A 12,270-nucleotide genomic window follows, 5' to 3' on the forward strand; every position below is an offset into this window, starting at 1 on the left:
AATTAACGACACCAGATAGAATCATTCCTCTGTTTTGTTATAAATAAAAAAATTAAGATAAAATTTTAAACAGCTGTTATACAGCTTGTTATTTCAAATAAAAAAATCTATTTTTATAGAACCAAATCGAGCTTGTGCGTGTTACTAACTGAATTAATCATCCCAATTATGAAAAATCTCACCCAAACCCCGAGCCTTAAAGAAGAAATCATCTTATTATCCGAAGAAACAGACCGAAATTATTGGGCAAACCGCTTAGGCGTAAGTTCTGAAGTTTTAAAATCTGCAGTACGGGCAACAAGAAGTATTATGTTAAATCAAATCGCGGCTTATTTAAGCCAGCAAAAAAATAAAATCAGTATTTCTTGATTTTATTTGTCAGTATATATCTGACTAGAAATTTATTTTTCATTTTAGAAAAGTATTAACACTGGCAGGTGCTTTTTGTATTTGACTGGGATTGTTTTAAGCTTTTCATCAATGTACTGGTTCTTTACACACAAAGCAGAAAGCTTTTTATAAACCAGGGCGCTACTGCTAAGTAAACAATTAAATCTAGATAAGAAAGTTCTTAAAGCTTAATTTAAGAACTTTCTTATTTTTAAATGTAACCATTACTTTAATCTACCTGTACAATAAGCTAATAAATGGGCTGGCTCTTTTAAGCTTTTTTTGACGCTTAGACTGTCTTTGATATGATCAACGGCCTTTCCAAGCTTCTCTTGTAAAAGATCAAGCATATCCACCATATTTTCAGGTGCAATGTTTAGTGATAATACGGGATAATATTTATCCTCCAGGTCTTTCTTCTGACCATTCGTTACCAAGTCAAATGTCCATTCTTCGTTTGCCGAAAAACCATATTCATGTCTGGTGTTATTTAGTTCGTACAAAAAATCCTTTGCCTGAGCCCGTTGGTCGCTATTTACCATTTTTACCAGATTTTTTAGCGAAAAGATCAATTTCAGTTTTAACCGATTTACCTTTTCCCGATTGATAATCTGAGGGCGCTTTTTTGTTTACACTTGCCTCTTTCTTTTTGTCTCTACTCATTGCATTAAACAATTACAGTTTCATAAGACCCATCATCATTGCATAAACAATTCGGTGATCGGAATACCCATTTAAGATTAGCGCATACCGCTATGGTAAATCAGTGAGAGAAAAGTGTTGTAATAAGATTACTGATATAACCAAATATACATTTATAATCAGGTATAATCGTCATATCAATATGGTTATCGAGATATATTTTACCTGCGGTAACGGTGCCAGACCCTATACCATTTTTTATTATTGGGGTAACTGCGATGTGAGGTCCTGTTGTTTACCATAATGGCCACCAGAAGTAAAATACTCGCGCCAGATAATACCGGGCATAATACATACAGGTAACCTAAAGATTGGATTTTGGCTGATCCGATGTTGGCTATTAGTGCGGTCGCCCCACCCGGGGGATGCAGTGTTTTGGTGATCTGCATCAATACGATCGATAAAGAAACCGACAAAGCAGAAGATAACCACACTTCGCCGGGAATAAGTTTGTGGATAGTAACGCCTACCAAGGCACAAAGCACATGCCCACCGATTAAATTCCTCGGCTGTGCCAGCGGGCTATTAATGATTCCATAAATAAGTACGGAGGAGGCTCCAAATGAACCGATGAGAAATAAATTATCGTTGGCCGTAAAATATTTGGAATGGAGTAAGCCGATAATGCCAATACCTAAAAATGCGCCTATAAATGTCCAAACGTGTTCTTTAAAATCAACTAAAGTTTCTTTGTAGACAATATATTTTGCTGTTCGAAGGTGTCTTCTTATCCGTTTTCTCATAACCTCATAATGGAGCGCGTGCAAAATTAGCAAAATATTAGGCAGAAGTTGAAAGCTGTTTATACAAAAAAGGGTCGGAAAAATAAATTCCAACCCTTTATATGCTTAATTATTTGCTTTTATTTTTGAGATTGCTCAGGCGCTTTTCCGATCAGATCCATAAACTGATCTAATTTAGGGGTAATGATAATTTGTGTACGTCTGTTTTTCGCTTTTCCACCTGCGGTGGTATTATCGGCAATTGGATTAAATTCTCCACGTCCACCTGCAGTTAAACGTTTAGGATCAACAGCATACTTAGTTTGCAATACCTGAACTACTGATGAAGCACGTAAAGCACTTAAATCCCAGTTGTTGCGGATATTGGTTTGCGCAATAGGCACATTATCGGTATTACCTTCAATCAATACATCGTAGGTATCGTAATCTTTAATAATTTTGGCAATTTTGCTCAGCGTTTCTCCAGCTTTATCAGACACTTCGTAACTGCCTGATTTATATAACATGTTATCGGCTAAAGAGATGTATACTACGCCTTTAAGTACCTGCACATCAACATCTCCGAGTTCTTCCCTGCTTAACGATCGTGTTAAGTTATTCGTTAACACCATATTAAGCGAATCACTTTTATTTTTCGCATTAACGAGTTGTTTGATGTATTTATTTGAGCTATTAATCTCATCAACCAGTTTTGAAATATTAACATTTCCCTGGCTACTAGAATTTAAACATTTGTTCAAAGCATCTTGTAATGCGGTTACATTGGCTTTTTCTGATGCGATTTGCTCCTCTAAACTTTTAACCCTACTGGTGCTGCCACTAAGCTCACGCTGGCTGTCCTGGTATTTATTGCTTAACTCCTGATTTCTTTCTCTCAGCTTTGCATAAGTATCCTGCAGTTCGGCATATTTCTTATTGCTTACACAACCTGCAGCGAGTGCAAGGGTAAAGAGTATTATGGGTATTGATTTGTATAATTTCATAATTTACTTTATTTATTGATAATACATTAACAAATTCCTTGCCGCAATGTTTAATATCGCCTTGCGCTGACGTTAAAAAGCGTTAATCTTCACTAAATCGAAACTTGCCAATGCTTTATATGTTCTTAATCCTATACTACCGGAGTGGTATTGATTATCTGTTGCAGAAAGAACGGGCTGAGCTGATCCGTTTATAAAAATATCAAATTTATCTCCCTTCGCCACTATCTTTAAGGTATACATTTTGTTCATTTCAACAGGATATTTTCCTGAACTGATCACCGTCCATTTTTGCCCGCCTGCTTTCCCTAATACTACCGTTCCATTAAGTTGATCCAAACCCACGTAATAGCCTTCGTAAGCATCTGGACCAATTGCCGGATGAGAAACCCTGAACATTAAACCTGCATCGCCTGCAGTATTGATTTTAACATCCGCCTGATAAGTAAAATCTTTAAAGTCTGTTCCATTAGCCACATATTTAGATCCATTTATACCATAACCACCAGAACCTGCGTTGGATGCCGCGTTAACCTGTCCATCTTTCCAAAACCAGCCACCACCATAAAAAACCCAGTTGCTCGCCATTCCTTGATCAAAATTTTCAACCAAAGTTTTATTTATTTTTTTTGGCTGACCGATGACAGGAAAACAGCTTAACCGTATATTTTCAGATCCGTAAGGTACCAGGGTAATTTCTTCCACTTTTTCGGCAGATGCAATTGGACTAAAGGGCACATCAAAAGCGGCCACCTTATTGTAGCTTAGGCTCCATGATGGAATCTTTTTTGCCCGAACCTTCAATTTAACCGGTGCATTTTCTGCAATGAAAGGGTTTTCTGGCATTGTGGCGCTCACCACACTCACCTTACTTAAATTACCTCTATCCAGTACCAAACCATAGTTCCATGCCGATTCAGGACGGATTTCGTAATCTGTAAAGCCAGCAACTGCATGTGTTTTGGTGACCTTATTTACGGCCTTAATTTCCAGGGCATAAACCATAGGGCCGCGTTCTACACTTACCGAATTGTTTACTTGCAGCTGGGTGGTAACCTGCATCGGAAAATCCACCTCTAACTGATCCTGATCTTTCCATTCACGGGCTATGGTAAACATTTCTCCTGCTTTTACGCCTTTTAATATTGTTCCATTTAATTTTATTCCTGGTTTTACACTCCAGGCCGGGATCCTTAAAATCAAAGGAAAGGATACAGAACTGGTAAGTCCTATTTTTAACCTGATCTTTTCTTCGAAAGGGTAATTGGTTTCTTCAGTAATTTTAATTTTTTTGTTCCCGGCTACCACAGTTTCTATTTCCATCGGGCCATAGGTAATGACCGCCAATCCCTTTTCAGGAGTAGCCACTACACTGCTTTTTACAAAATAAGGCCAGCCCATGTGCATATTATAGCGGCAGCAGCCATAACCTGAATAGGGACTAGAAACGATCCCTGAGCTATAATCCTGATTAAAGCCATGCTCTCCATGAATACTTTGAACCTGATTCGGTAATGTATAATACGAATGGTTTTTAAAATCCCGGCTAAATTGTGCCGGCAAAGCATTAAAAGCTATTTTTTCCAGCTGATCGCCAATTTTCGCATCATGAATAACCTTTGCGGCAGTTTCTAAACTCTGCATCCATTCTACCACAGTGCAGGTTTCTACACCTTCTATACTGCTGGTACCCGCCAGGAATTCAGTTCCAGAGCCTAAACCTTCCGGCTGCCCGTGGTCGTGCATAATGTGCGCGACGCCTTTAGAAAGTGCTTCCAGATTAGCAGGAAGATCCTGAAGTTGTGCATAAACCACTGGAAATTTTAGGGCCTGCGCCACATTAACCATATGTTTAGGTTGAAAATCATCACCGAAAAAGTAAAATCCGTTGTTACTATAAATATCTATCCAGGGGTAAGCCTGTTGTTTTAACTTTTCTACCAGCTTTAATAAATCCTGATCACCGGTTTTGTTGTAAAGCCAAATGGCTATTTCCATATTATCGCCGGCTCTTGATTTAGCCCATTCTTTTAATGGATCAGCATCGAGGTTGTCGAGTTCGTATTTAAAATATTTGGAGAGAAAGGGAATAACCCTTTTATCATTTGTGGCTTCGTAATAGCTTTGTAAAGCATACATCATTGGCATGCGCGGCCACCAATCTTTCATTTTCGGTGGACCGAATAATCCGTTGGCTTGTTGATTGTTCAACGTCCAATCGATATACTTTTGTGCTTTCGCTTTCAGCATAGGATCATCCAAGGTATAAGCCAATGCCACTAAACCTTTAACATAATAAGGTACCCGCTCCCATCCGTTTCCATCGCCCCCCAGCCAATCGGAATTTTTGCCGAGATTATCTTTTTCCGGGTATAGCGCTTCTGCCATTCCTGTTGCACCGTCTCTTTGCTGTTCCAGCTGCTTTAACAACCATCCTTTGGCTTTAATGCTGCCTATTGGTAATTGCACATAAACATGTTGTTTTAGGGGTGCCTTATTGAACTCCGTTAAATGCTGAGCATTCGAAGTATAAATAGATAGACAGGAAACCAGCAGATAGACTGAAGCAAATATTCTTTTCATAAAAGGATTATTGGTTAGACAATATTTTATAAAAATAATAAATATGGGCGAATATTAAAACGATTTAGTAACCTAGATTCAAATAATTACAAAACGATATTCAGTTGGGCTAATGCAAGTGCAAACGGTGAGTATAAAAAATTGAGTGATAAAAAATTATACAGTTAGCAAAGCCGGAGGTTTACACCAAGATTGTGATATATGCCTGTTTTTAGCGCGTCGTGCTCAGCACTGGCCTGGTTCGCCCATCAGGTTTTTGGTGGAAACTGAGATTAGTTCTATATTAGATTCAGAGAGCGTTAATTTAGAATCGGGGGATAGCCATTGGTTATTCCCCGTTCTTATTTTTAAGCAAATATTTTATATTGAAATGCTTGTACAGCTGGCAGAAATTACTTTCCATTCTTCTTTCACTTTGCCCCAAACCCTTAACCATTGATATTTGCCGTTCAGCAGTAAATCGGCATAATTTCCTTTAATAAAAAGGCTTGCAGAAACAATAACAATAGATTCAAAAACACGTATTTCCCGCTTGGATACATTGATTTTGGTAATTTTTATCCTGCCGCTCCGGTAAGCATCCAGGTCCATCTCTTTATCCAACACATTTCCATACTGATCGTGAAAGAGCATCCCATCGGCAAACAATAAATCGAGTGTGTTCAGGTCTGTTTTTTTAAACCCATCTAATAATTTTTCTTCCAGGTCGGCAATCAGGAGAATGGTTTCCTGGTCTGATAAGGTATTTGGCATAATTTCCGGTTAGCCAGTAAAAATATAAAGTAAGCCACAAAGAATAGTGCAACTTTAAATATTGCCTGCATTGCACGGATTTCACCTCACATATTGCACAAATTTTTATGAATTACTTTTTCGCAAAGGTAATGCCCTGCCAGGTATCTGTTCTGAATGGTGATGCCGGCAGGCCATCGTTACTCACCAGGTTACATAGGGGATTATTTCCCCATGCATAACGAACGGCAACAGGATTGGCCACCTGAGGGCTACTTACTATAATCTGATTGCCCAGGATGCTGGCTTTGGCCCAATAAAATTTCTTATCTGCCCCAGCGATGGCGAAACCTGTTAGTGCTTCACCATCCGCAGTTTTTAATCCGTTTTGGCTATTACCAAAGGTTAAAAGGATCTGTTTTCCTTCAATTTTATTTGATTGATAAACCGGGCCAGCATAGTTTATTTTTTGGCCATAGGTTTTAGCCAGCGCAATTAATGCCAGTCTTCTGCCCACCTCCTGTTTATTTTTGGGGTGGATATCTTTTGCATCACCAATATCAATAATAGTTGCCATGCCTGTATTTGGCAAAGCAAGTGTTTTTTGCTGTGCCTCCCTAAGCTCTGCCCATGCAGATTCTACTGGTGTTTGATCAATCTGCATAAAATTTGCCAATTGAACAAAATAGAAAGGAAAATCACCCTGCGCCCATTTCTGCCGCCAATCTTTAATCATCGTTGGAAATAATTCGCGGTATTGGTAAGCCCTGTCGGCATTACTTTCGCCCTGGTACCAGATAGCTCCTTTAATGGAGAATTGCTGGTAAGGGTGAACCATGGCATTATATAAAACGGTTGGTCGGTTAGGGCCATTTTCTTCGGAAGGTTTAGGCTCAATATTTTTAAAATCCAAACCTATTTTATATTTCCACTCACCAGCTAAGGAAATTTTATCTGCAGCACCATTTGTTAAATTTAAATCTTTAGTGTCATCGTATAATCCACCGCCTCCCCCACTATCAAAAACCCTGACAGTGATGGTATTTTCACCAACTTTAAGCAAGTTAGCCGGTATAGTATATTTTCTTTCAATGTTATAACCTACCGTTTCGCCAACTTTTACACCATTTATAAAAGTAATGTCGTTATCATCAATGGTACCCAAATTAAGCTTTGCCCCATCCCTTTTCCAGTTTTCGGGAATTGTAATCTTTTTTGTAAACCAAACCACACCATCAAAATTTTTAAGCGCTGCATCTTCCCACAAGGTTGGCAAAGTCATATTTTTCCAGCTGGCACTTTCTGTTAATGCCCATTTCATCTGCCCGTCTTGATTACCTGAATCTTTATCGTTAGTGATTTTAACCCACTTGTATAACTTTTCTTCGTAAGAAATTGTTGATGGATTTTTAGCTGATTGCTGAATCTTATCAACTGCAGCTGAGAAATCCGCCATCTTTTTTAACGATTCGGCACTTGTCCACGCTTCAGCAATTGTTCCTCCCCACGAGGTATGGATCAGTCCAATCGGAATTTTGGTTTTTTCATACACTTCGCGTGCAAAGAAATAAGCCGTTGAAGAAAACTCCGCAATATACTTAGGGCTACATTCCTGCCAACCACCATTAGCCACTTTGGCATCATTAAGCGGAAAATTACTGGTTACATGCTCTGCCTGTAATAAACGGATATTTGGATATTGAGCTGCTTCAATTTCTTTTTCACTATTGAGGATTTTGCCCCAGCCTGCCAATGGCATTTCCATGTTCGATTGTCCGGAGCAGATCCACACATCGCCAATTAATACATTATTGAGCACCAACAATTCTCCATCTGATATGGTGATGGTATAGGGCCCTCCATAACCAGGCGTTGCCACTTTAATTTTCCAATTACCACCGGCATCGGCAATAGCGCCATAATTAATTTTATTCCACGAAACCGTTACTTTAACTGCTTTACCCGCATCAGTTTTACCCCAGATTGCTGCATTGGTTTTTTGTTGTAAAACCATGTTATTGCTAAAAACTGAGGGCAATAAAATTTTAGCGTGTATAAACTGAGAGGAGAAAAGTAAAAACGCGATGAGAAGTATAGATTTTAACCTGGGGATGCTCATATTTTAACCTATTATTTGATGATTAGAAAGCGAATGTACATTTTCTGATGATCAACATCAATATATATGCCTGCTCTTCACAAATTTATGATAAAAATGAGGCAAAATTCATACAATTAGTTTGGGTAAGAACATCATTTTGCTTATTTTGCAGGTCTAAAAGAACAGCTCTGGATTTAAGATTTATTGACCCAAATGTTCTCTCAAATTAAAGAATTAATGGTTAAGATTTTCATAGGTGGCCTTCCTGACAATATCCAGGAGATGGATTTGGCAATATTGGTTAGCCTTCATGGCAGGGTAGAAACAATTAAAATTGTTCGCGACAGGGCGACGGGCAAATGTAAAGGATATGCTTTTTTGGAAATTTACAGTCTTCCAGATGCTAAAAACATTGTATCAACCTTAAATGGCGAAACTTTTAAAGGGAATGTCATTACAGTTAAAATATCTGAAGAGGAAAGCGGTGTTCAGGCAGCAAAGCCAAAAGCCAACCAGGCTTTTAAAAGTAAAAGACCCCGGTTACAGCGTTAGTTTCTGATTAAAGCTTGCCTTTGTTATAATTTTCCAGTTTTTTTTTAAAAGAGATACTGCCTCGTTTCAGCAATTAATTTAGCATTTTTTTGTTGACCATTAAGAATTGAAGAACATGAAGGATTTCTTCATTAAATTTAAATGTACTAATCGCAGTAGAATTCCAGGCATCCTCCACGTTTCATCGGTAAATTTATTTTGATCAGAAACTTTTTAATTCAGTTCTAAACCTATATTTTGCATTAAGTGTTTCGACATTTATTAAAAAACGCGTTTTGCAGATATGGAAAATTATGCCATTGTAATATTTATTTTAGCGGTGATGATTGGCCTTTCTGCTATCGCCGATCGAATTAAAATCCCCTATCCTATTTTATTGATTATAGCTGGAATTGCAGTGGGTTTTGTACCATCTTTACCACCAATTGATATTAATCCTGAAATTATATTTTTGATATTCCTACCGCCATTGCTTTACGATGCTGCCTTTAATATCTCATTTAAGGAATTTAAAACCAATATCAATACCATATTTGCACTTGCCATTACGCTGGTTTTTATCACCGCTATTGGTATTGCTGTAGTGGCGCATTATATGATTCCGGGGATGAGCTGGCCGGTATCTTTTGTATTGGGCGCCATTCTTTCGGCTACTGATGCGGTTGCGGCGATGAGTATTACCAAAGGACTCGGTTTATCGCACAAAACCAACACCATTTTGGAGGGTGAAAGTTTAGTTAACGATGCTTCTGCACTGGTAGCCTATCGTTTTGCTGTTGCCGCGGTAACCGGAACAGCCTTTGTATTTTGGAAAGCATCTCTCGAATTTGCCCTTTTAATGGCTGGAGGATTCTTAATCGGCGTGGTGATGTCGAGAATTTTGGCATTTATCATTAAAAGGATCCACAACAACCGCCTGGCAACCATTAGCTTTATGTTGTTGATGCCTTTTGTTACCTATTTAATTGCGGAACAAGTACATGTTTCGGGGGTTATTGCCGTGGTTATTTTAGGATTGGGCATATCCAGGTTTAGCAACAAGGTATTTCCGGAGCAGCTTAAAAATCAATCGAAAAACATCTGGGACATTATTATCTTTTTATTGAACGGCCTGATTTTCATCTTAATCGGTTTACAGTTCCCTTATGTATACAAAAATATCAACAGTACAGATATTCTCCCTTATATTGCTTATTCGCTGGTGATTACCATTGTAGCTTTGTTACTGCGGATGGCACGTGTTTTCCTGCAAAAATTTAATCTTCAAAAAGCTTTTCAAAAAGGGAAACACCGCATTACAGAAGACGCATTGCTCGATTTCAAGAACAGTCTGATTATCAGCTGGTCGGGAATGAGGGGTATTGTTTCACTGGCCATTGCCATTGGATTACCAGCTACCTTATCGGATGGCAGTGCATTTCCACAACGAAATGCCATTATATTTATATCCGTTGTGGTGGTCCTGTTTACCCTGATCGGACAAGGACTTACTTTACCATGGTTGGTAAAAAAACTGGCTACTGAAGAGGATTAATGGCTAGTTCTTAGCGCAAGTTATAAAGCCATCGTCAATTTAAATTGTTTTACAGGAAAGATGCTGAAATAAATTCAGCATGACGATTACAAGAGAAAGTTGTCTTCCTGAACTTGTTTCAGGACCTTTAGGACGGCATACTTCATTATTAAGGATTTAAAACATTAAGGTTTAAATTTAGAAGCGGGCACAGTCTTCAAGAAGCACATTTAAACAAAAAAGGGATTAAATCTGACGATTTAATCCCTTTTTCATTGCTATAATTTATGATTTACCAATATACACTGTAAAGTGCAACCAATAATCCGATGATAATTAAAGCACCTACTGCAAAACTGGTAGAAGTTTTAAACATCTTCGCATCAATTGCCAATCCTTTTGCTTCTGCTTCAGCTTTGTTGCTCAACATACTGATGATGTACATACCAATAATACAGAATACAAATACAAAGCCCATACGATCCAAGAATGGAATTTCATAAACGCCTGCTGCGTTTTTAACAGAGAAACCCATACCCGATAACCAGGAAAGATCGGTAAGGTTAGGTAAGAATTTAAGTAAAATCGATAAGCCGAAACCGCCAATGGTAGCGAATAATGCAGCAGTTGAAGTTGTTCTTTTCCAGAAGAAACCTAAAATAAACATGGCAAAAATACCCGGAGAAACAAAACCTGTATATTCCTGAATATATTGGAAACCACCTTTTTTATCGATTCCTAAATGTGGTGCAATTAATACGCCAAGAATCATCGCTACAATGATCGAAATTTTACCTGTAGTTACCAGGTTTTTCTCTGTGGCATCAGTTCTTAATACTTTTTTATAAATATCTAAAGTAAAAATAGTTGCAATACTGTTTGCCTTACCAGCCAAAGAAGCTACAACCGCAGCGGTTAATGCGGCAAAGGAAAGCCCTTTTAATCCGGCAGGAAGTAAATTTAACAAGACCGGATACGCACGATCTGGGTTTACAGCTCCATCCTGAAGCATTTCTGACTGAAAGGCACCATCTTTAAATAAAACATAAGCGGCAATACCCGGTAATACGACAATAATTGGCATTAATAATTTCAAGAATGCCGCGAAAAGAATACCTCCACGGGCAGTCTCCAGGTTAGCACCCAAAGCACGTTGCGTGATGTATTGGTTACAGCCCCAATAGTTTAAGTTCACAATCCACATACCACCTACCAGCACACTTAAACCTGGTAAATCGATATAATTTTCGTTCTCTGGCTTTAGAATCATGTGGAAATGCTCAGATGCTTTTGAAGTCATTAAGCTATAACCTTCGAAAATACCTGTTGTGCCATAGTGGGTAGATACAAGGTTTAAAGCTAGATAAGTCGTGGCCAAACCACCCAGAATGAGGAAAAACACCTGGATCACATCGGTATATCCAATAACTTTCATTCCACCTAGTGTAATGATAATGGCAAAACCTGCAATGGCGTACATGCAGAAACTGAGATCGAAACCAGAAATACTGCTTACTGCTAAAGCACCTAAGTAAAGAATAGAGGTTAAGTTAACTACAACATAAAGTAATAGCCAGAAAACAGCCATAATCATGGCCACTGTACCATTATAACGCTGATGCAAAAACTGCGGCATGGTGGCAATTTTGTTTTTCAGGTAAACCGGAATGAAAAATACCGCGACTACCACTAATGTTGCTGCGCCCATCCATTCGTACGTTGCAATGGCAAGACCCATTTTAAAACCTGATCCGCTCATACCGATAAACTGCTCGGCTGAAATATTCGAGGCGATTAACGATGCGCCGATAGCCCACCAGGTTAAAGAGCCTTCAGCAAGAAAATAATCTTTAGAACCCGTAGATTCAGACTTTTTCTTATTGTAAATGTAGAGCCCGTAAGCGGCTACAATAACGAAGTAGATTGCAAATACAATGTAATCCTTCGTGTCTAATAAGTTGTTTTTCATTG

General features: G+C 38.5%; 11 protein-coding genes. 3 read left to right on the forward strand and 8 right to left on the reverse strand.

Annotated features, from left to right (window positions below):
- Positions 1–168: 168 nt before the first annotated feature.
- Complete coding sequence (locus AC07YT_RS05705; RefSeq protein WP_086545731.1) at positions 169–369, forward strand: DUF3606 domain-containing protein; 201 nt, start codon at positions 169–171, stop codon at positions 367–369.
- 245 nt (positions 370–614) lie between these two features.
- On the opposite strand, the gene AC07YT_RS05710 is transcribed toward AC07YT_RS05705, so the two are convergent.
- The 7 genes from AC07YT_RS05710 to AC07YT_RS05740 form a co-directional block, all read right to left on the reverse strand.
- On the reverse strand, positions 615–932 hold the full coding sequence (locus tag AC07YT_RS05710; RefSeq protein WP_086545730.1) for a hypothetical protein: 318 nt from the start codon (positions 930–932) through the stop codon (positions 615–617).
- Positions 922–1,053 (reverse strand): hypothetical protein, encoded by a 132-nt coding sequence (locus tag AC07YT_RS05715; RefSeq protein WP_494945208.1) that lies wholly within the window; start codon positions 1,051–1,053, stop codon positions 922–924. Before AC07YT_RS05715 ends, AC07YT_RS05710 begins: the two co-directional genes overlap by 11 nt.
- A gap of 200 nt (positions 1,054–1,253) precedes the next feature.
- A complete protein-coding gene (locus tag AC07YT_RS05720; RefSeq protein WP_086545729.1) occupies positions 1,254–1,835 on the reverse strand; it encodes an HPP family protein in 582 nt (193 codons plus the stop codon).
- A 119-nt stretch (positions 1,836–1,954) separates the two neighbouring features.
- Complete coding sequence (locus AC07YT_RS05725; RefSeq protein WP_086545728.1) at positions 1,955–2,818, reverse strand: OmpA family protein; 864 nt, start codon at positions 2,816–2,818, stop codon at positions 1,955–1,957.
- Positions 2,819–2,890: 72 nt separating this feature from the next.
- Complete coding sequence (locus AC07YT_RS05730) at positions 2,891–5,401, reverse strand: beta-L-arabinofuranosidase domain-containing protein (protein WP_086545727.1); 2,511 nt, start codon at positions 5,399–5,401, stop codon at positions 2,891–2,893.
- A 360-nt stretch (positions 5,402–5,761) separates the two neighbouring features.
- On the reverse strand, positions 5,762–6,154 hold the full coding sequence (locus AC07YT_RS05735; protein WP_086545726.1) for a nuclear transport factor 2 family protein: 393 nt from the start codon (positions 6,152–6,154) through the stop codon (positions 5,762–5,764).
- Positions 6,155–6,266: 112 nt separating this feature from the next.
- Positions 6,267–8,147 carry a sialate O-acetylesterase gene (locus tag AC07YT_RS05740; protein WP_494945209.1) on the reverse strand — a complete coding sequence of 627 codons (1,881 nt, stop codon included), beginning with the start codon at positions 8,145–8,147 and terminating at the stop codon, positions 6,267–6,269.
- 300 nt (positions 8,148–8,447) lie between these two features.
- On the opposite strand from AC07YT_RS05740, the gene AC07YT_RS05745 reads away from it, so the two are divergent.
- Positions 8,448–8,786, forward strand: a complete 339-nt coding sequence (locus AC07YT_RS05745) for an RNA recognition motif domain-containing protein (RefSeq protein ID WP_086545724.1) — start codon at positions 8,448–8,450, stop codon at positions 8,784–8,786.
- Between the two features lie 283 nt (positions 8,787–9,069).
- Positions 9,070–10,320 carry a Na+/H+ antiporter gene (locus AC07YT_RS05750; protein WP_086545723.1) on the forward strand — a complete coding sequence of 417 codons (1,251 nt, stop codon included), beginning with the start codon at positions 9,070–9,072 and terminating at the stop codon, positions 10,318–10,320.
- A gap of 271 nt (positions 10,321–10,591) precedes the next feature.
- Here AC07YT_RS05750 and AC07YT_RS05755 read toward each other — a convergent pair whose 3' ends face one another.
- The gene (locus AC07YT_RS05755) at positions 10,592–12,268 is read right to left on the reverse strand and encodes a sodium/sugar symporter (RefSeq protein ID WP_086545722.1); all 1,677 of its coding nucleotides are present in this window, start codon (positions 12,266–12,268) and stop codon (positions 10,592–10,594) included.
- Positions 12,269–12,270: the final 2 nt, after the last annotated feature.

This window comes from Pedobacter sp. GW460-11-11-14-TSB4 (assembly GCF_059423705.1).

Coding starts and splice junctions, on each gene's coding strand:
- AC07YT_RS05740 (WP_494945209.1), bottom strand. CDS start 8,147: ATGGTTTTACAACAAAAAACCAATGCAGCAATCTGGGGTAAAACTGAT.
- AC07YT_RS05720 (WP_086545729.1), bottom strand. CDS start 1,835: ATGAGAAAACGGATAAGAAGACACCTTCGAACAGCAAAATATATTGTC.
- AC07YT_RS05735 (WP_086545726.1), bottom strand. CDS start 6,154: ATGCCAAATACCTTATCAGACCAGGAAACCATTCTCCTGATTGCCGAC.
- AC07YT_RS05755 (WP_086545722.1), bottom strand. CDS start 12,268: ATGAAAAACAACTTATTAGACACGAAGGATTACATTGTATTTGCAATC.
- AC07YT_RS05725 (WP_086545728.1), bottom strand. CDS start 2,818: ATGAAATTATACAAATCAATACCCATAATACTCTTTACCCTTGCACTC.
- AC07YT_RS05710 (WP_086545730.1), bottom strand. CDS start 932: ATGGTAAATAGCGACCAACGGGCTCAGGCAAAGGATTTTTTGTACGAA.
- AC07YT_RS05705 (WP_086545731.1), top strand. CDS start 169: ATGAAAAATCTCACCCAAACCCCGAGCCTTAAAGAAGAAATCATCTTA.
- AC07YT_RS05745 (WP_086545724.1), top strand. CDS start 8,448: ATGTTCTCTCAAATTAAAGAATTAATGGTTAAGATTTTCATAGGTGGC.
- AC07YT_RS05715 (WP_494945208.1), bottom strand. CDS start 1,053: ATGAGTAGAGACAAAAAGAAAGAGGCAAGTGTAAACAAAAAAGCGCCC.
- AC07YT_RS05730 (WP_086545727.1), bottom strand. CDS start 5,401: ATGAAAAGAATATTTGCTTCAGTCTATCTGCTGGTTTCCTGTCTATCT.
- AC07YT_RS05750 (WP_086545723.1), top strand. CDS start 9,070: ATGGAAAATTATGCCATTGTAATATTTATTTTAGCGGTGATGATTGGC.